The 18,862-nt window shown below is 67.8% G+C and carries 21 protein-coding genes; 14 read left to right on the top strand and 7 right to left on the bottom strand.

Translation table 11 applies throughout. The features are described from left to right. Positions 1–2: 2 nt before the first annotated feature. Together ACIA12_RS28945 and ACIA12_RS28950 are read right to left on the bottom strand one after the other, a co-directional pair. Positions 3–770 carry a hypothetical protein gene (locus ACIA12_RS28945; RefSeq protein ID WP_396370240.1) on the bottom strand — a complete coding sequence of 256 codons (768 nt, stop codon included), beginning with the start codon at positions 768–770 and terminating at the stop codon, positions 3–5. Positions 771–831: 61 nt separating this feature from the next. Further along, complete coding sequence (locus tag ACIA12_RS28950; RefSeq protein ID WP_396370241.1) at positions 832–1,455, bottom strand: SIMPL domain-containing protein; 624 nt, start codon at positions 1,453–1,455, stop codon at positions 832–834. Between the two features lie 27 nt (positions 1,456–1,482). On the opposite strand from ACIA12_RS28950, the gene ACIA12_RS28955 reads away from it, so the two are divergent. The 12 genes from ACIA12_RS28955 to ACIA12_RS29010 all read left to right on the top strand — a co-directional run bounded on the left by ACIA12_RS28955 (position 1,483) and on the right by ACIA12_RS29010 (position 12,925). Beyond that, entirely contained in the window at positions 1,483–1,626 is a 144-nt protein-coding gene (locus tag ACIA12_RS28955) for a hypothetical protein (protein ID WP_396370243.1), read from the top strand. 9 nt (positions 1,627–1,635) lie between these two features. Next, the gene (locus tag ACIA12_RS28960) at positions 1,636–2,424 is read left to right on the top strand and encodes a DUF6454 family protein (RefSeq protein WP_396370440.1); all 789 of its coding nucleotides are present in this window, start codon (positions 1,636–1,638) and stop codon (positions 2,422–2,424) included. 147 nt (positions 2,425–2,571) lie between these two features. Beyond that, a complete protein-coding gene (locus ACIA12_RS28965) occupies positions 2,572–4,194 on the top strand; it encodes an AMP-binding protein (protein ID WP_396370245.1) in 1,623 nt (540 codons plus the stop codon). A gap of 138 nt (positions 4,195–4,332) precedes the next feature. Beyond that, the gene (locus ACIA12_RS28970; protein ID WP_396370246.1) at positions 4,333–5,628 is read left to right on the top strand and encodes an MSMEG_0569 family flavin-dependent oxidoreductase; all 1,296 of its coding nucleotides are present in this window, start codon (positions 4,333–4,335) and stop codon (positions 5,626–5,628) included. A 10-nt stretch (positions 5,629–5,638) separates the two neighbouring features. Beyond that, positions 5,639–6,457: an amidohydrolase family protein gene (locus ACIA12_RS28975; RefSeq protein WP_396370247.1), complete on the top strand. Its 819-nt coding sequence runs from the start codon at positions 5,639–5,641 to the stop codon at positions 6,455–6,457. Between the two features lie 15 nt (positions 6,458–6,472). After that, positions 6,473–6,994 (top strand): MSMEG_0572/Sll0783 family nitrogen starvation response protein, encoded by a 522-nt coding sequence (locus ACIA12_RS28980; RefSeq protein ID WP_396370250.1) that lies wholly within the window; start codon positions 6,473–6,475, stop codon positions 6,992–6,994. Positions 6,995–7,004: 10 nt separating this feature from the next. Next, the gene (locus ACIA12_RS28985) at positions 7,005–8,075 is read left to right on the top strand and encodes an MSMEG_0568 family radical SAM protein (protein ID WP_396370252.1); all 1,071 of its coding nucleotides are present in this window, start codon (positions 7,005–7,007) and stop codon (positions 8,073–8,075) included. Beyond that, positions 8,072–9,580, top strand: a complete 1,509-nt coding sequence (locus tag ACIA12_RS28990) for an MSMEG_0567/sll0787 family protein (RefSeq protein WP_396370254.1) — start codon at positions 8,072–8,074, stop codon at positions 9,578–9,580. Before ACIA12_RS28985 ends, ACIA12_RS28990 begins: the two co-directional genes overlap by 4 nt. Next, positions 9,577–10,416 carry a carbon-nitrogen hydrolase family protein gene (locus ACIA12_RS28995; RefSeq protein WP_396370256.1) on the top strand — a complete coding sequence of 280 codons (840 nt, stop codon included), beginning with the start codon at positions 9,577–9,579 and terminating at the stop codon, positions 10,414–10,416. Before ACIA12_RS28990 ends, ACIA12_RS28995 begins: the two co-directional genes overlap by 4 nt. A 2-nt stretch (positions 10,417–10,418) precedes the next feature. Next, positions 10,419–11,234: a carbon-nitrogen hydrolase family protein gene (locus ACIA12_RS29000; RefSeq protein ID WP_396370258.1), complete on the top strand. Its 816-nt coding sequence runs from the start codon at positions 10,419–10,421 to the stop codon at positions 11,232–11,234. Next, positions 11,234–12,295 (top strand): MSMEG_0565 family glycosyltransferase, encoded by a 1,062-nt coding sequence (locus ACIA12_RS29005; RefSeq protein ID WP_396370259.1) that lies wholly within the window; start codon positions 11,234–11,236, stop codon positions 12,293–12,295. The genes ACIA12_RS29000 and ACIA12_RS29005 overlap by 1 nt, the downstream gene beginning before the upstream one ends. Before the next feature lie 33 nt (positions 12,296–12,328). Further along, the gene (locus ACIA12_RS29010) at positions 12,329–12,925 is read left to right on the top strand and encodes a collagen-like protein (RefSeq protein WP_396370261.1); all 597 of its coding nucleotides are present in this window, start codon (positions 12,329–12,331) and stop codon (positions 12,923–12,925) included. On the opposite strand, the gene ACIA12_RS29015 is transcribed toward ACIA12_RS29010, so the two are convergent. The 4 genes from ACIA12_RS29015 to ACIA12_RS29030 all read right to left on the bottom strand — a co-directional run bounded on the left by ACIA12_RS29015 (position 12,915) and on the right by ACIA12_RS29030 (position 15,943). Continuing rightward, positions 12,915–13,391, bottom strand: coding sequence for a GtrA family protein (locus ACIA12_RS29015; RefSeq protein WP_396370263.1), 477 nt, complete (start codon positions 13,389–13,391; stop codon positions 12,915–12,917). The two genes, ACIA12_RS29010 and ACIA12_RS29015, sit on opposite strands and share 11 nt — an antisense overlap. A gap of 27 nt (positions 13,392–13,418) precedes the next feature. Next, a complete protein-coding gene (locus tag ACIA12_RS29020; RefSeq protein WP_396370264.1) occupies positions 13,419–14,372 on the bottom strand; it encodes a R2-like ligand-binding oxidase in 954 nt (317 codons plus the stop codon). Then, positions 14,369–14,956, bottom strand: a complete 588-nt coding sequence (locus ACIA12_RS29025) for a TetR/AcrR family transcriptional regulator (RefSeq protein WP_396370265.1) — start codon at positions 14,954–14,956, stop codon at positions 14,369–14,371. The genes ACIA12_RS29020 and ACIA12_RS29025 overlap by 4 nt, the downstream gene beginning before the upstream one ends. Positions 14,957–15,022: 66 nt before the next feature. After that, positions 15,023–15,943 carry a TauD/TfdA dioxygenase family protein gene (locus ACIA12_RS29030; protein ID WP_396370267.1) on the bottom strand — a complete coding sequence of 307 codons (921 nt, stop codon included), beginning with the start codon at positions 15,941–15,943 and terminating at the stop codon, positions 15,023–15,025. Between the two features lie 90 nt (positions 15,944–16,033). Between ACIA12_RS29030 and larE the strand changes: the two genes are divergently transcribed. After that, positions 16,034–17,515: an ATP-dependent sacrificial sulfur transferase LarE gene (gene larE / locus ACIA12_RS29035; RefSeq protein WP_396370269.1), complete on the top strand. Its 1,482-nt coding sequence runs from the start codon at positions 16,034–16,036 to the stop codon at positions 17,513–17,515. A 128-nt stretch (positions 17,516–17,643) separates the two neighbouring features. Continuing rightward, positions 17,644–18,027, top strand: a complete 384-nt coding sequence (locus tag ACIA12_RS29040; protein ID WP_396370271.1) for a cold-shock protein — start codon at positions 17,644–17,646, stop codon at positions 18,025–18,027. 21 nt (positions 18,028–18,048) lie between these two features. Here the strand turns inward: ACIA12_RS29040 and ACIA12_RS29045 are convergent, their stop codons facing one another. Continuing rightward, positions 18,049–18,786 carry a TetR/AcrR family transcriptional regulator gene (locus ACIA12_RS29045; RefSeq protein WP_396370272.1) on the bottom strand — a complete coding sequence of 246 codons (738 nt, stop codon included), beginning with the start codon at positions 18,784–18,786 and terminating at the stop codon, positions 18,049–18,051. Positions 18,787–18,862 lie beyond the last annotated feature (76 nt).

The raw sequence follows: 18,862 nt of genomic DNA on the forward strand, positions 1-18,862 counted from the left end.
GATCACGTTCCGGTCTTGGGCGTGCCGAGCACCTTGGACGCCTTGGTGACCGCGTCGCCGAGGGCTCCGTCCAGAACGTCGGCGCCGTCGAAGCTCATCGCCAGTACGACGTCACCGAGCCCGGTGAAGGCGAACAGCACCTCGAAGCCGTCCAGCGGACCGCCGTTCGCCACGAACCGGCCGCCGACCGGGCTCGTGCCCGCCTTCGGCACCGAGATCTCGCTGACCTCGACGGTCGAGCTTCCGGTGCCGGGGACGGTCAGCTTCGCCGACTTGCAGGACTTGATCGCCGTCCTGGTGCGGTTGAGCAGCGCGGTCGCCGCGGCGGGCGAGCCCATCGCGTCCAGTTCCTCGTCGAAGAACGGGCCCTGCTGGCCGCCGGTGTACGTGCGGGTCGCGACGACCTTCGCGCCGGGAGGGGTCTCGGCGTTGAAGAGCAGCACCAGATCCTTGCAGCGGGCATCGGTCGACGACAGCTTGGTGTCGTCCGCCTCGTCGGGGGACTTGTCGATCGAGAAGCCCGACGGGAGATCGGGGAGCTCCAGCAGGGCCTTGGTCAGCTCTGCCTTGGTACGCGCCGCGGGAACCGGGACCGGGGCTGACTGGGTGACCGAGGGGGTCGACGGGGTCGGCGTGGTGCTCGGCGGCGGGGTGGAGGACGTGCTGGTGCTCGGCGACGTAGTGGCCTTGTCCGACTTGTCGTTGCAGGCAGCCAACGACGTCGCCAGCCCGGCGGCAAGGGCGAGCGACAGGAGGGTTCGAGTGTTCACCAGGGAAACCGTATGCCCCCGCCGGCCGCTCCGCCGCCATTTTGCCGCTTTGTGCAGCGTGTCAGGCCCAGTTCCATCTGACGTCGAGGGAGATCTGGACGGTCTGCTCGCCAGGGGTGATCGACAAGGTCGAGTCGTAGGCCCCGGAGCCCTTGGCCGACAGCGACATGGCGAGCGGGATCGGGCCGTGGCCGTAGCTTTCGGTGACGGCGGAGATGGAGCCGAGGGACTGGCCGGCCAGCTCGGCCAGCTGGGCGGCCTTCTCGCGCGCCTGGGCGAACGCGAGCTGCCGCGCCTGATCCATCAGCGGCTGCTTGTCGGCGACGTCGAAGTTCAGCCCGTCCATCCCGAGATCGTTGCCGACAGCATCGACCGCGGCGTTCAGCAGATCCCCGAAGCCGGTCAGGTTCCTGGTCGTCACGGTGATCGAGTGCGACGCACGATAGCTCGCCACTGCCATCGAGTCCTTGTACTGCGGATAGACGTTGACCGTGCTGGTCTCGATGTCCTTGGCGTCCACCCCCAGCGCGCTCAACGCTGCATGAACAGCATCCGTCTTCTCGGCTACTTGTCCGACCGCGGCCGCCACATCGGCCGCATCATGACCGACACTCAAAGTCAGCCGCAGTAGATCCGCCGGCGCAGTCGCCTGCCCGGTCCCGGTAACCGTGATCCCAGTGTCCATACGGGTCAGTCTGACAGGAGAATGATGATGCGCAGGAAGACATTGCTCGCAAGCGTGTTGGCGGGAGTGCTGGTGGCTGGGTTGTCGGTGGTCGGCGCCGATGCCGCGGGGCGCGATGACAAGGTGGTCAGGGCTTTCGAGGCGACGACCCGTAGTACGGCGTGGACGTAGGTTGCCCGGATCCCGTTGAAGTTTCCGACGTACCACCCGCAGGGGTTCGCGTTGGTGGGGGATCGGATCTACCTGTCGAGTGTCGAGGTGCTGGAGGCGCCGGTGCCCTACCCGGTTCCAGTGGACGGGTACGACCGGACGCCGGGCAAGGGGATCGGGCATGTGTTCGTGCTGGATCGCCAGGGCAACCTGTTGAAGGACATCCGGGTCGGGGAGGGCACGGCGTACCACCCGGGCGGGATCGACTACGACGGTGAGAACGTGTGGGTGCCGACGGCGGAGTACCGGCCGAACTCGCGGGCGGTGGTCTACAAGATCAACCCGAGGACGTACCGGGTGAGTGAGCAGTTCCGGGTGAAGGACCATGTCGGCGGGGTGGTGCGGGACCGGCGTACCGGGCTGGTGCACGGGGTGAGCTGGGGGTCACGGACGCTGTATGCGTGGACCGCCGCTGGCAAGCAGGTGGACGCGCAGCCGAACCAGAGTCACCTGCTGGACTACCAGGACTGCGACTACGTCAGCCGGAGCAAGCAGTTGTGTGGTGGCGTCACTGGCCTCAAGACGCCGACCGGTGGCAACTTCGAGCTCGGTGGGCTCGCACTGCTCGACCTGAACGACGACAACCGGATCCTGCACGAGATCCCGTTCCCCATGTACTCCACGGCCGGCCACTCGGTCACTCGGAACCCGGTGGCGCTGGAGGTCGACGGGTCCAAGCTGCGGCTCTTCACTGCACCGGATGACGGCGAGGGTGCTACCGGTACCGAGCTACTGATCTACGAGTCCCCGATCAGCTAGCGCGCCGGACGATCCGCGCCGCGACCGAAATGACAGAGAGCTTGCACACGCACCGTGGTCAACCGCCGGAAGCCCAGCTGGGCGGTACCTCTGCGCGACTCCCGGTGTCGTCTTGTCGGTGGCGGCGCCGCGGGTGACGATGGCGGGATGAGTCTGCCTTCGTATGCGTCTGGGGTGTCTTCGGTTCCGTTGCTGGGGGAAACGATCGGGCAGAACCTGAGACGGACGGTTGCGGAGTACGGGGAGCGGGAGGCGATGGTCGAGGTCGCCAGTGGGCGGCGGTGGACGTATGCCTCGTTCGGGGCCGAGGTCGACGAGTTCGCCCGGGGGCTGATGGGGCGGGGGATCGCGAAGGGGGATCGGGTTGGGATCTGGGCGCCCAACTGTGCGGAGTGGACGATCACGCAGTATGCGACGGCGTCGATCGGGGCGATTCTGGTCAACATCAATCCGGCGTACCGGACGCACGAGCTGGCTTATGCGCTGAATCAGTCGGGGGTGAAGCTGCTGATCTCGGCGACCGAGTTCAAGACGAGTGACTACCGGAAGATGGTCGACGAGGTGCGGCCGGACTGTGCCGCGCTGGAGGATGTCGTCTACATCGGTACGCCGGACTGGGACGCGGTGGTCGAGGCGGCCGGGCAGGTCAGTCAGGAGCAACTGGACGAACGCGCCGATGAGTTGAGCTTCGACGACCCGATCAACATCCAGTACACGTCGGGGACGACCGGCTTCCCCAAGGGCGCCACGCTGAGCCATCACAACATCCTCAACAATGGGTACTTCGTCACCGAGACGATCGGCTTCGGCCCGGACGACCGGCTGTGTATCCCGGTGCCCTTCTACCACTGCTTCGGCATGGTGATGGCGAATCTCGGCTGCACGACCCACGGTTCCTGCATGGTGATTCCGGGGCCGGCCTTCGATCCGGCCGCGACGTTGCAGGCGGTTCAGGACGAGCGGTGCACGGCGCTGTACGGCGTACCGACGATGTTCATCGCCGAGCTCGGGCTGCCGAACTTCGCCGACTACGACCTCACCTCGCTGCGGACCGGTGTGATGGCCGGCTCGCCCTGCCCGATCGAGGTGATGAAGCGTTGCGTCGCCGACATGCACATGGCCGAGGTGGCGATCTGCTACGGCATGACCGAGACGTCGCCGGTCTCCACGCAGACCCGGCGCGACGACGATCTGGACCGCCGGACCTCGACAGTCGGCCGCGTGATGCCGCACGTCGAGGTGAAGCTGGTCGACCCGGCGACCGGTCTGGTCGTACCGCGAGGTGAGCCCGGGGAACTGTGCACCCGCGGGTACTCCGTGATGCTCGGCTACTGGGACGAGCCGGAGAAGACCGCCGAGGCCATCGACCAGGCGCGCTGGATGCACACCGGTGACCTCGCCGAGATGCGCGAGGACGGCTACGTCAACATTGTCGGCCGGATCAAGGACATGGTGATCCGCGGCGGCGAGAACGTGTATCCGCGGGAGATCGAGGAGTTCCTCTACACCCACCCCGACATCGCCGACGTGCAGGTGATCGGCGTACCGGACGACCGGTACGGCGAGGAGCTGTGCGCCTGGATCAAGCTCAAGGACGGCGCCGCACCCCTCGATGCGGCCGCCATCAAGGAATTCGCCACCGGCAAACTCGCCCACTACAAGATCCCCCGCTACGTCCTGCTGGTCGACGAGTTCCCGATGACCGTCACCGGGAAGATCCGCAAGATAGAGATGCGCGAGAAGTCGCTCGGCCTGCTCGGACTGACGTAGCTGAGAGATCGTGGTTACCCACCCGAAACCCGGGCGGGCGATTCGGAAACGGGAGTTTGTTCCGGGGGCAATCGTGCGGCAATCGGGCGGTTCTTCACTGGATGACATCCAGGCCGCGCCGAATCCCCGGGAGCCGACATGCCGCAGGTCAGTCTTCGTGAGGGCGCGCACTATCCGGTGGTCGTCGTCGGTGGCGGCCAGGCCGGCCTGGCGACGAGCTGGCAACTGACCTCCCGCGGCCTCGGCCACGTCGTAGTCGAGGCCGACCGCATCGGCAGCGAGTGGCGCAACCGCCGCTGGGACTCCTTCTGCCTGGTCACCCCCAACTGGCAGTGCCGCCTCCCTGGATTCCCGTACTCCGGACCCGACGCCGACGGCTTCATGCTCCGCGACGAGATCGTGGCCTACCTCGAGTCGTACGCGAAGTCCTTCGACGTACCGCTGGCCGAGGGCGTACGAGCGACGGGCCTGGAGCAGACAGCGCAGGGCTTCCGGCTTTCCACGGACACAGCCACTGTGACGGCCGACCAGGTGGTCCTCGCGACCGGTCCGTACCAACGGCCGAAGCTCCCGCGCTTCGCCGATCGACTGCCAACGAGCCTGCAGCAGCTGCATTCTTCGCAGTACCGGAACCCGGAGCAGCTCGAGTCTGGTGAGGTTCTCGTCGTCGGCACCGGTCAGTCGGGCTGTCAGATCGCCGAGGATCTCCACCTGGCCGGCCGGCAGGTTCATCTGGTGACGGGCTCGGCGCCTCGCGTCGCGCGGTTCTATCGCGGCCGCGATGTCGTCGCCTGGCTCGACGAGATGGGGTACTACGCCAAGGGGATCGACGAGTTCGACGATGTCGACGCCGTCCGGTTCCGGGTCAATCACTACGTCACCGGCCGCGAGGGCGGGCGCGACATCGATCTGCGCCGGTTCGCGCTCGAGGGCATGAAGCTGTACGGCCGTCTGGTCGACGTCGAGGGCAGCACCCTGCGGCTGAAGGCCGACCTCCGTACCAACCTCGATCACGCCGACGCGGTCTCCGAAGGCATCAAGGACTCGATCGACGCCTTCATCGACGCCCGCGGCATCGAGGCACCGGTCGAGGCTCGCTACCAACCTGTGTGGGAACCGTCGGCAGAGCCAGAAACCCTTGATTTGAACGGTATCAGCGCTGTCGTCTGGAGCACCGGCTTCACCCGGGACGACGCCTGGATCCGGGTCCCCGTCTTCGACGGCCGCGGCTACCCGACCCATCACCGCGGCGCCACGAGCGTCCCCGGCATGTACTTCGTGGGCCTGCCGTGGCAGCACACCTGGGGGTCCGGCCGCTTCGGCGGGGTCGCGGACGACGCGGCGTACCTGGCCGAGCAGATCGTCCAGCGCCGGATGCAGACCGGCGTCCGCTGGATCGCCGGGCTGCCCCGCTCCCAGAAGACGGTTGCGTAGGGCAATAGACATGTCGACAAACGACGCGCACCGGCATCTCGGTGTCCTGCCGGCCTACCCCTTCTACGGCGGCCCACCGGTCAATCCGGATATCACCGCCCGCGCGACCATCGACGAGTTGCTGGCGGATCTCGACGCCGAGGGCACCGAACGCGCTCTGGTGATCCCCAACTACGGCGTACCGGAGGTCGCGGTCTCCTTCGGCTTCAACGAGCTCGTGGTCGAGGCGGCTGCCCGCGACGACCGGATCCGGGCCGGCCTGTGGGTTTCGCCGCGACCGCAGGATGCCGAGCTGACTGCCAAGGCGCTCACGCTCGCGACGGAGCCCGGAGTGCGGGCGCTGAAGTTGAGCTTCTTGCTCGGCGGGCACCCGGCCGACGAAGAGGTCCGGCCGCAACTGGACGAGATCTTCAAGACAGCAAGGCGCAACGGCCTCGTCGTCCATGTCCACACCTCGCCCGGCGCCGCGTCCGACATCGACCACATCGGTCTGCTGGTCGAGACGTACGCCGACCAGGTACCGCTGCATCTCGTCCATTTCGGCGGCGGGATGAGCGGGCACATCAAGCTGATCGGCTCGCGCTTCTTCGACTGGATCGAGGCCGGCAAGCGCGTCTACACCGATCTGTCCTGGGCGATCGGGTTCGCCCCGGCCTGGCTGGCCGCCGAGATCGAGCGGCGGGGTATCGGCCACGACCGGGTGCTGTTCGCCAGCGACCAGCCCTGGGGCGACCACGCCGGCGAGTACGCCAAGGTGCGCGCCGCGATGGGCGACGGCGAGCTCGGCGACCACGTTTTCCACCACACCTTCAACCATCTCTACGACTGACCCTGAGGAGCACCAATGCCCGAACTGGCCGAACTGACCGACCTCGAGACCAAGAGCCTGCAGGAGATCCCGCACCCGTCCCTGGCGGAGGGTTCGAGCATCTACGGCGGCACGAAGGTCTTCCCCGACTACCAGGCCGAGGAGGGCGAGACGTACTTCACCCTCGTGCACGGCATCGCGCACGAGTCGTCGGTGAGCTTCGTCGCGATCCTGCAGGCGACCCGGGCGCAGCGCAAGGGCTTCGAGTCGGCGATCTACTTCTACGGTCCGGGCTCGCTGAACTGCCTGGCGACGCGGGGTTTCCCGACCACCGGCAACTCCGCGTTCCCCGGCGAGCACAACATCAACGAGTCACTGAAGACGTTCATCGCCGAGGGCGGCAAGGTCTACTGCTGCCGGTTCGGGCTGTCGCTGCACGGTGCGCGCGAGGAGGACCTGATCGAGGGAGTCATCCCGACGCATCCGCTCGACGTGCAGGACGCGCTGATCCACTACGCCCGCAAGGGCGCCATCATCAACTCGACGTACATGTTCTGAGGGGTTGCACATGAGCGTTGGCACCGAAGAAGCCTTGGCGGCCCGGGCCGAAATGGCCGTGTACGGCGTTCAGGTGAACGCCCCGGTCCGCCGCAGCAAGGGCGCCGGCCCGAGCGACGACGGGCACCTGGTCGTCGACGGTGCCAACGCCACCCTCCCGATCGTTGCCGACAGCCCTTATCAGGTACGGGACGGTGGGGTGTATCGCAACGGACTCAGCCTCGGTCTGTCGGTCGAGCCGGTCCGCCGGCCACGCTTCTACGACCTGACGACGGCGGAGGGCATTCCGTACCAGCAGATCGCTCTGTTGCACGGGAAGGACGTCCTGGCCACCACTGTCGTCCAGACCTGCATCCGGTACGACGAATCGACGCGTTGCCGGTTCTGCTCGATCGAGGAGTCGTTGCGGCTCGGCGCGACGGTCGCCGCCAAGACGCCTGGCCAGCTCGCGGAGGTGGCCGAAGCGGCGGTACGGCTCGACGGCGTCACGCAGATGGTGATGACCACGGGGACCACCACCGGCCCCGATCGCGGCGCTCGCAACCTGGTCCGCTGCGTCCGAGCTGTGCTGGAAACCGTTCCTGGCCTGCCGATCCAGGTCCAGATCGAGCCTCCGGGCGACCTCTCCGTCATCACCGATCTTCACAACGCCGGCGCGACCTCGATCGGCATCCATGTCGAGTCCTTGGACGACGAGGTACGCCGCCGTTGGATGCCCGGCAAATCGACGGTGCCCTTGGCCGAGTACCACGCCGCCTGGGACGAAGCCGTCCGAGTCTTCGGCCGCAACCGCGTCTCGACGTACCTGCTGATCGGTATGGGCGAAGACCCCGATGAATTGGTAGCCGGCGCCGCCGACCTCATCTCGCGCGGCATCTACCCCTTCGTGGTCCCTCTCCGCCCGATGCTCGGCACACTCGCGCGCTTGGACGGCGTCACCGCACCCAACCCCCTATTGGTGCAAGACATCACCACCCGAGTCTCCGCCCTCCTGAAGGCAGCGGGGATGCGAGGCGCCGATCAAGGCGCAGGCTGCGCCGCCTGCGGCGCTTGCAGTCTGCTCTCGGCGGCCGGCGCATGAGCAGCCCTCAAGCCCTCGGCCTGGAGCCCAGCGCGATGGCGGCTGTGCCGCCGCAGCTGACTGGGGTCCGGCGGGCGGCCGACGTCCATGCTCTGTTGGGTGATCCGCCCCCGCGGTTCCTGATCGAGCGGGCAGTTGACGCTGAGACGGTGCAGGCGTACTACGCCCTGCGCCACCGGGCGTTCGTCGAGGCGCAGGGCCTGTTCGCCGGAAGCGATCGCGACGAGCGGGACGACGATCCGCGAACCGTTGTCCTCGTCGCTCGGGTGCAGTCAGGCGAGGTGGTCGGAGGCGTCCGGCTCGGCCCGGCGGTGGACGGCCCAGACATCGGCTGGTGGCAGGGCGGCCGCCTGGTAACGGCGTCCGGCGCACACCGCGCTCAGCATGGCGCGCGCGCCGTGACACGCGGTGAGGCGGGTAGCGAGGTCGCGTCGGCTGGTGCCGCAGCGGGCAATGTGGGGGCGGCGTTGGTGCGGGCTGCGGCGGCCTGGGCTGAGGCGGCTGGGGTGTTGCGGTTCGACGCGACTGTGCAGACAGGCACCTACCGGTTCTTCCAGCGGCTCGGGTGGGAGACGATCCGGCCGGTGGAGGTTGCTGGGAGCCCGCATGTGTTGATGCGGTGGCCGATCGGCAGGATCCAGCAGTTGGCTGCGGCGACCAAGAGTGAGTTGGGCCAGCTGTTGCAGGGGATCGGGCCGCAGGGGTTCGTCGGTGACGACGGGGCTCCGGTGCCAGGGAGTGATCTGGTCGCCGCCTGTGATGCGATCGTGCCGGCGATGGTGGAGCGCGATCCCGAGTGGGCCGGGTGGTGTTCCGTGCTGGTCAACGTGAATGACCTGGCGGCTATGGGCGCTACGCCGGTGGGATTGCTTGATTCGATTGGCGCGCGGGACAGTGCGTTTGCTACGCGGATACTGAGCGGGCTGAGGCAGGCGGCGCAGGCTTACGGTGTGCCGGTGCTGGGTGGGCATACGCAGTTCGGCGTACCGGCTGCTCTCACCGTCACCGCGCTGGGGAAGGCGGAAGAGCCGGTACCTGGCGGAGGCGGCAGTCCGGGGGATGCGGTCAGGTTGACGGCTGATCTCGGCGGCGGCTGGCGGCCCGGCTATGCGGGGCGGCAATGGGACTCGACCTCACACCGAAGCAGCGAAGAGTTGCGGCACATGGTGCGCGCTGTCGGCAGAGCAAAACCCCAAGCAGCAAAGGACGTTTCGATGGCGGGCATCGTCGGCACGCTTGGCATGCTGGCCGAAGCCAGCGGCTGTGGAGCCGTCCTCGACGTTGCCGACATCCCCAAGCCAGAAGCCGCCTCGACGGGGGACTGGCTGACCTGTTTCCCCGGCTTCGCGATGCTCACCGCTGGTCCACAACAGCTCGACGCCGGCCCGGCCGAGAGCCGCGTCTGCGGTCGGCTCACGGAGGGGCAAGGCGTGAGCCTGCGCTGGCCGGATGGCGAGATCACCGAGGTCATCCCCGCCGGGGTGACCGGAATGGGAGCGGCATGACCACCTTGCGGATGGCGGCCGTCGCCGCCAACTTCGACCGCGACCTCGAAGCCGACTTCCAGCGCGTCGCGCAGCTGATCGCCGAAGCCCGCGCCGCCGGCGTACAACTTCTGGCGCTCCCAGAAGGCGCCCTCGGCGGCTACCTGCTGAGCCTCGACGGTACTGCGGACTCCCCGCCCGCCTTCGCCCTCGACAGCGACGAGATCGCCAGGTTGTCGAAGCTCGCCGGCGACCTCACCGTCATCGCCGGGTATGCCGAATCAGACGGTGGACTGATCTACAACAGCGCGGTCTGCGTCAACGGCGACGGCGTCCTCGGCCATCACCGCAAGGTCCACCAGCCGCTGCAGGAGGATGCGCACTACGCGGCGGGCGATCGCTTCGAAGCGTTCGACACTCCAGTCGGACGGCTCGGGCTGATGATCTGTTACGACAAGGCGTTCCCCGAGGCGGCTCGTACGCTCGCGATGGACGGCGCCCAGCTCATTGCCTGCGTCTCCGCCTGGCCGGGCGCCCGGACCAACCCGGATCCGGATCTCGCCAAGGACCGCTGGAAGCGCCGCTTCGACCTGTTCGACCGCGCCCGCGCGTTGGAGAACCAGGTCGTCTGGCTGTCCGCCAACCAGTCCGGCACGTTCGGCTCGCTGCGCTTCGTCGCCAGCGCCAAGATCGTCGACCCGGGCGGCGAGATCATCGCCGACACCGGCATCACCGAAGGCATGGCCATCGCCGAGCTCGACGTAGCGGCAGCGCTGGAGCAGGCCCGCCGATCGATGGGCCACCTCCGCGACCGCCGCCCGGAGACCTACGGGACGCCCGAGCTCGTACGGACCTGAAAATGCTGAAGATCGGGGCAGTGGCAGCAGGGTTCACCCGGGATCTGGAGTTTGATCTGGGGCGGGTGGAGCAGCTGATCCGGCATGGGCGGCGGGAGGAGGTGCAGCTGCTCGTACTGCCTGATGCGGCGCTCGGTGGCTATCTCTCCGATCTCAGCCGGTCCGATCACGACGATCTGCCGCCCGCTCTCAAGCTCGACGACCCGTTGATCGCCAAGATCATCGCGATGGCCGGGGAGATGGTCGTCTGTTTCGGGTTCTGTGAGTCCGACGACGGCAACCGCTACAACACGGCCCTCTGCGTCACCGGCGACGGCGTCCTCGGCCGCCACCGCAAAGTCCATCAACCACCGGGTGAGCGCGCCGTCTACACCCCCGGCGACCGCTTCGAAGCTTTCGACACCCCCGTCGGCCGGCTCGGCCTGATGATCGACTACGACAAGACCTTCCCCGAAGCGGCCCGCGCCCTGGCCGTCGACGGCGCCGACATCATCGGCTGCCTCAATGCCTGGCCGACCAGCATCACCAATCGCGCGCCCCGGATGAACGAGGACCGCCAATCCCGCCTCTTCGACCTGTACGACCGTTCGCGCGCCGCCGAGAACCAGGTTGTCCTGGTCTCGTCCAACCTGACCGGCTCGATCGGCGGCATGCGCTTCCTCGGCCAGTCCAAGGTCGTCGGCCCAGGCGGCGACATCGTGGCCCGCACCTGGTCGAAGGCGGGGATCGCGATCGCGTCCCTCGACGTACGGGCCGAGATCGAGACGGCACGGCGCGTCCTGCATCATCTTGATGAGCGCCGCCCGGAGGCGTACTGATGCGCATCGCCTTGCTGAGCTACTCGACCAAGCCCCGCGGCGGCGTCGTTCACACTCTCTCGCTCGCCGAAGCCCTTGCAGCCAAGGGCGCCGACGTCACCGTCTGGTCATTGGGCCGCGGCGGCGACACCGCCTTCTACCGCGCCGTCGACCCACGCGTCCGGCTCTCGGTGGTCCCGTTCCCAGACCAGCCCGGAGAAGGTGTCGGGGACCGCATCCTCCGCTCGATCGCGGTACTACGCGACGCCTTCGACCCCTCCGCCTACGACATCATCCACGCCCAGGACTGCATCAGCGCGAACGCCGTCGGCCGCTGCATCCGTACGGTCCATCACCTCGACACCTTCACGACCCCCGAACTGGTCGCCTGCCACGAACGCGCCATCGTCACGCCGTACGCGCACATCTGCGTCTCCACCGCCGTCGCGGCCGAACTCGTCACCGGATGGGGGCTCAAGGCAACGGTTATCCCGAACGGCGTCGACGCGGCCCGCTTCGCCACGGCGGCAGCAGATTCCCAGACACTCGCCCGGCAACGAGAACGCTTCGGCCGGTACGTCGTCACCGTCGGCGGCATCGAGCCCCGCAAGGGCTCCCTCGCACTCCTGGAAGCATTTGCCCTCATCAACGACCCGGACCTCTCCCTCGTGATCGCCGGCGGCGAAACCCTCTTCGACTATCGCGACTACCGAGCATCCTGGGAGAAGCGCGCAGCCGAGCTCGGTGTCACCCCACTCGTCCTCGGCCCGGTCCCCGACCCGGACCTCCCGTCCCTGGTGGCTGCCGCGGAGGCCTTCGCTTTCCCGTCGATCAAAGAGGGTTTCGGCCTCGCCCCACTCGAAGCCCTCGCGGCCGGCGTACCGCTGGTCGTGTCCGACCTCCCCGTCTTCCACGAGATCTTCGGCACGGCAGCCGCGTACGCCGCCGACCCCGCCCAACTAGCTGCACATCTCACCGCCCCGCCCGACCCGGCCCGCCGAGCAGCCGGTCAGGCGCTCGCCAACTCCTACACCTGGGCAGCCGCCGCCACAGCGCACCTGGATTTCTACAGCCGGCTTTAAGGCTGTCTGAAGGCAGCGCCCGACGATCGATCCATGCGGACCTCACTCAAGAAAGCAGCCGGCATCGGCGTCCTGGCGGTCTCGATCGTCACCATCGGCTCGGTCGCCTCAGCGGCAGGCCCCGAGCCAACCGTCAACGGCTGCGTCGGCAAGCTGACCGGTCTCCTCCGAGTCATCGACCCGGCCAAGAACCAGCGCTGTTCGAGCCTCGAAACCCCGATCAGCTGGGCGCAACGCGGCTTACCAGGGCCTGTCGGACCGACTGGCGCCCAAGGACCTGCAGGACCGCAGGGCCCGCAGGGACCGGCTGGACCTGCCGGGAGCAGCGATGCACTCTGGGCGAGGGTGCAGACACGGGACAGCGAGGACCAGCACAGCTACGTGACAACCTTCGTCAGTCAGAGCCACGCGACCGGTCTCAGCTTCAACTACCTGAACAGTCACTACCGGGTGCAGTTCGACCGGCCGGTCGACCGGTGCGCGGCGCAGGCGACGATCGTGCTGAGCAAGAACAAGCTGGCGATCGTCGACTACCCGGCCGACGCGCCCGACACCATCGACGTATCGCTGTGGATCGACGACTGGAACTCCGCCGTGTCCGGTGACTTCGTCCTCACCGTCAACTGTTAGTGCGGAAGACGATCCAGCGTAAGGCGCAGTACATGTAGATGCCTTCGCAGGCGCCGGCGATGGTCCTGGCCAGGTGGTACTCGATGCCGAGGGCACCCAGTCCGGCGCCGGCGCCGAGGATCCAGACGACGTAGTTGACGACCACCACGACGACGTACACCGCGAGCTGCGGCCCGACCGCGCCGTGGGAGTGGAAGTTGAGCGCCCGGTTGAGTACGTAGCTCAGCCCGAACGCGCACGCGTAGGCGATCGTGATCGACAACCACAAGGGCAGCTGGACCCACGACCGGAAGACGGTGAGCAACCCGAGATCCACCCCGAAGGTGAACCCGTTGATCACGACGAATCCGAGCAGGCTGGGCGGTACGACCCGCGCCAGCCCCCACGGCAGACGGCGTACGACGGCCGCCATGGCCCCACTGAACGACGCGCCACGCTGCTCGGCACGGGTCAGCACCGTTGTCATGCGGCCCAGCCTGCCAGACCGCCCCAACTAGCGAACGGCGGCCAGGGCGGCTGAGTCCTCGTCGCCGAAGAGGTCTTCGAGTTTTTCGGGGGAGTAGTCGAGGTCGATGCCGGCCACGTCCGCGCCGACCGCCGATTCGATCGCGCCGAGGCGGCGGGTCGCGCGGTCGCCGGCGTACGTCATCAGCGCGGTCGGGTCGATCTCCGGCGGGATCTCGGGCATGTTCTCCAGCGCCCACTGGATCTGGGTGAGGGCGTGCGGGAGCAGGTCCTCCATGGTGTCGGTGACGACCTGCCAGTTGGACTCGTCGGCGGCGATGTGGCGGCGGCAGGTGAAGGTGCCCCAGGCCATGTGGCGACGTTCGTCGTCACCTATGCGGCGTACCAGCTCCTGCATGCCAGGGAGGACGCCGCGCGCAGTACAGAGCAGGTTCCAGGCGTGGTAGCCGGTGAGGGCCAGAGTGCCTTCTACTACGTGGTTGTAGGTGACAGAGGCCTTCACCTGGTTCGCAGGGGACGGGTCGTTGGCCAGGGACTTCAGTGCGACCGGCAGGGCCTCGTAGAAGATCGCCCGGTAGCCGGGGTTGTTCTCGATGTACTTGTGCAGGTCGTCCTTGACCCCGACCGCATCCAGCCACATCCGGAAGACAGCGGTGTGCTTGGCCTCCTCGAAGCAGAACTGGGTCAGGTACATCTCGTCGCCGAGCCGCCCCTCCGCGGCCATCGCGGCCAGGAACGGCTGGATGTCCTCGGTGACGGCCTCCTCGCCGGCGATGAACTGCGCGCACAGCATCAGCGCGGCCTCACGCTCGTTGTCGGTGAAGGTCTGCCAGTCGAGCGCGTCCTGGCTGAAGTCGATGTCGCGCGGGTTCCAGAACTTGCGGTTGCCCTTGTCGAACAGCCGCAGCGGCAGCGCGTCCCAGTTCAGCCCGCCCTCCCTGAGTGAGCTGAAGCCGTGCCTATGAAGGGGATTCGCCGTCATGACTGCCTCCTGGGGCTTAGGAAGGGACCGAGCACCCGGGCGACCTGATCGGCGACCACGGCCGGAGCCGCACCGGGGTTGACGATGTGACTCAGTACGACGCGCAGCGCGACGTCCACGCAGGTAGTGGCATCCTCAGCCGGTACTGCGGGCCAGTGCTCACGTACATGCGCGTCGAGCCGCTGATGGCTGAGCTCCAGCACGTGCTGCCCTCGCGTGGTGAGCAGTTGACTCGCTTGGTCGGACCCGGGCTGACCGAGCGCGGCCTTCACCAGGGGGTTGTCCGCCGCGAGCCGCAGCGCGCACTCGACCGCGGCCCGCAACCCGTCGATCGGGTCGGTGTGCGCGGCCAGCGCGTCGTTGACCTCGACCAGGAACCGCTCGGTCTCCCGCGCCGCGACGGCCTGCAGCACACCCCATTTGTCACCGAACTCGTTGTAGACGGTCTGCCGCGACACCCCGGTGCGCCGCCCGACCTCGGCCATCCGCAGCCCGTCGTACCCACCGGCCACGATCGCCTCGTAGGCAGCGTCCAGCAACTCGTCCCTCAGCCTCCGTTTGGTGCGGTCAGTGAACGAGTCCATGCATCTCAGGCTTTACATTCAATGCCCGGATGTCAAGGGTCAAGACATCCGGGCGATGAATGTCAATCAGCTCGAGAAGTGCGTCGCGTCTCCCGTCCGAGGTGTACTGCGGACGCCGTCGACGCTGACCGGGATGTCGCCGGCCAGCGTGATCCGGTGCAGCCGCCGCGGCTGGTCGTCGTAGTCGGCGACGCCGTAGTGCTGGGTCGCGCGGTTGTCCCAGATCGCCAGGTCACCCGGCTGCCACTGCCAGCGAACGGTGTTGTCGAGGTTGGTGACGCGGTTCTGCAGCAACTGGAACAACGCGGTCGTCTCGGCCGCGCTGAGCCCGACGAACCGGCGGACGAAATGCCCCAGTACCAGCGAACGCTCACCCGTCTCGGGATGCACCCGGACGACCGGATGCTCGGTCTCGAACAGCTTCGACACGAACTGCTTGCGATGCTCCTCGACCTTCACGTCCACCCCGCCGATCCGCACCTCGTCCGCCGCGCCCACGTAGTCGTAGACGTTGCTGTGCACGGCCCAGAGCTTGTCGACCAGCGCCTGCAGTGCGACGGGCAGTTTCGCGTACGCCGCAACGGTGTTGGCCCACGTCGTCGCGCCACCGTAGGCCGGCAGCGTGACCGCCCGAAGGATGCTGATCGCCGGAATCCGGTCGACGAACGTGACGTCGGTGTGCCAGCTGTTGGCCTTGCCGTAGTCGGAGTCGATCGGCAGTACGTGCTCGTTGCCGTCGAGGCTGGTGGAGGTCGGGTGGGCGAGCGTCGGCGTACCGAGCAGCTTGGCGAAGGCGAGCTGGCCGGCGTCGTCGAGGTGCTGCTGGTCGCGGAAGAAGATCACTTTGTGGTCGAGCAGGGCCTGCCGGATGGCGGCGACGGTCTGTGGGTCGAGGTCGCCGCCGAGGGCGACGTTGCCGACGACGGCGCCGATCGCGCCGCCTGCCTTGGTGACGGTGATCGCGGGTGCTTCGAGCTGAGTTGTCATAACAGCTATATTCCAACTGAATTAGTAGACTATTGGCCCGTTTCGGGATGCGAGACCGGTTGCGGGAACGGGCCACGTAAGGTTGGGGACGTGTCAACCGCCGAGATTCAGCCGTCCCAGCCTGCCCAGCCGGGGTCTACCGACGTACCCGAGCTGGTCGTCGGGTTCGACCTGGACATGACGCTGATCGACTCGCGGCCGGGGATCAAGGCCGTCTGGGATCTGCTCGCGGCCGAGACCGGGGTGGCGATCGACACCGAGCTGGTGGTGAGCCGGCTCGGGCCGCCGCTGACCTGGGAGATGGCCAACTGGTTCCCCGCCGACCAGGTCGACGCGATGGTCGCGCGCTATCGGGAGCACTACCCGGAGTACGCGATCACCGGCAGCCTGCCGCTGCCCGGGGTGGAGGAGTCGCTGGCCGCAGTACGGGCCCTCCGGGGTCGCACGGTCGTGGTGTCTGCGAAGTACGGGCCCAGTGTTGAGCTGCACCTGCAGCACCTCGGTCTGGACGTCGACGAGCCTGTTGGTGACCTGCACGGGGCAGAGAAGGGCACTGCGCTGCGGGAGCACCAGGCGACGATCTACGTGGGCGACCACACGGCTGACATCGACGGTGCCCGTGCCGCCGGAGCAGTGGCGGTGTCTGTGGCCACTGGTCCGTTCACTGCAGATGAGCTGCGTGCCTACGGGGCAGACGTCGTACTGAACGACCTGACCGAGTTCCCGGCCTGGCTGGACGAGTACGTGCTCGAGCAGCGGCTGTCAGCCCTGATGGAGCGGCTGTCCAGCTACGAGAGCCTGGTCGTCGCCTTCAGCGGCGGCGCCGACTCAGCCTTCCTCCTGGCCGCAGCGGCGCGCGCTATCGGTCCGGCGAACGTAGTGGCCGCCACTGCCGTCAGTCCGAGCCTCCCGGTGGCCGAGCTGGAGCCGGCTGCTCATTTCGCCGACAGCATCGGCGTACGGCACGTCACGCCGCACACGCACGAGATGGACCGCGAGGGGTACCAGGCCAACGCCGGTGACCGTTGCTACTTCTGCAAGGCCGAGCTGGTCGAGACGCTGCAGCCGATCGCGGACGAGTTCGGGATCAAGGCGATCGCGACCGGTACGAACGCGGACGACGCCATCGCCGGGTTCCGGCCGGGCATCCGGGCGGCCTTCGAGCGGGGCGCGATCACCCCGCTGCGCGACGCCCGGCTGACCAAGGCGCAGATCCGGGAGGCCTCCCGCAGTTGGGGGCTCGAGACCTCGGACAAGCCGGCTGCTGCCTGCCTGTCCAGCCGGATCGCGTACGGCATCCGCATCACCCCGAACCTGCTCGCCCGGGTCGACCGCGCGGAGATGGCCGTCCGCAACCACCTCACGCCGTACGGGGTCCAGAACGTCCGGGTCCGCGACCTCGGCGAGTCCGCGAGCATCGAGATCGACGCCGACCTGCTCGGCACCGTCGACAACTCCGCGCTGGTCGAACTGGTGCGCGCCGAGGGGTTCGCCGCGGCCGCCGTCGACGCCCGCGGATTCCGCTCCGGCTCGATGAACGAGCGCTTGACAAATCCGGACCGTTATCGCTGACCTGCCATTGCGAGACGCCCGGGTGCGGAATCGTTCCCGCATCAGGTATTTTCCGGGGCGCGGGTACCCAGCGTCACGTACGCTGGAGCTTCCGTCCTGTTCCGACGATCAACACCGAAGAGGTTCCCGTGCCTGTTGGCAAGGTCAAGTGGTATGACTCCGAGAAGGGGTTCGGCTTCCTCAGCAAAGAGGAAGGCGGGGACGTCTACGTGCGGGCGGAGGCGCTGCCGGCCGGAGTGGCCAACCTCAAGCCGGGGCAGAAGGTCGAGTTCGGGGTCGTCGAGGGCCGCAAGGGTGAGCAGGCGCTGCAGGTCCGGCTGATCGACCCGCCGCCGTCGGTGGCCAAGGCGATGCGGCCGAAGCCGGAGGAGATGGCGCTCGTCATCGAGGACCTGATCAAGCTGCTCGACAACATCGGCGAGGGCTACCGCCGTGGCCGCCACCCCGACAGCAAGGCCGCCCGCGGCGCCGCCGTCGTACTGCGCGGAGTCGCCGACCGCCTCGACATCTGATCCTCCGGTACCACTCCGGTACTACGAATCGCCGCGGCGGGCGATCAGCGCCCCGATGCCGTCCAGCACCGCGTCGAGGCCGAAGATGAACTCACCGGCGTCGTAGTCCACATCGAAGTCCTCCGCGGGCCTCGACCGCAGATTCCTGGCGATCGTCGGGAAGCGGTCGGGGTCCGCGAGCATTGCCAGCCGCTGGACGTAGAGCCGATTGGCCTCGGAGACCTCGTCCGACCCGGACGGCGTGCCGACGGTGATCGCGCCGGCGCCGCGCACGTAGATGTTCACCAGCAGCATCGCCGACAGGCTGTCGCCCGGGCTCAGCCCGGTGTCCTCGAAGGCGCGCAGGCCGTTCTCCATCCACTCCAGCTGCAGTGGTGACAGCGGTGGCTCGACGATCGGGATCTGGAGCACCCACGGGTGCCGCCGGAGTCCGTCGCGGAAGGCGACCGCCCAGGTGGTGATGCGCTCCCGCCAGTCCGCCTTGGGATCGACCGGGGCCGGTGGCCCGAACGCTTGCTCGAGCATCACGACGTACAGCTCGTCCTTGGAGTCGACGTACCGGTAGAGCGACATCGTGGTGAAGCCGAGCTCGGCGGCCACCTTGCTCATCGAGACCGCGCCGAGGCCGCCCGCGTCGGCGAGCTTGATCGCGGCGTTGCCGATGTCGCTGATGTGGAACGTCGGCTTCGGTCCCGGCCTGGCGGGTCCTTCCATGCCCCACAACTGCTGCAGCACTCTCGGCAGATCCTCGGCGGTCATCGCGCAGCCCCTTCTTCCGGCTATCTGTTTACATCATAGACAGATCGTGTGTATGGTCTGTGTATGGCGCACACAG

Source organism: Kribbella sp. NPDC051620, assembly GCF_044453825.1.
Taxonomy (GTDB): Bacteria; Actinomycetota; Actinomycetes; order Propionibacteriales; family Kribbellaceae; genus Kribbella.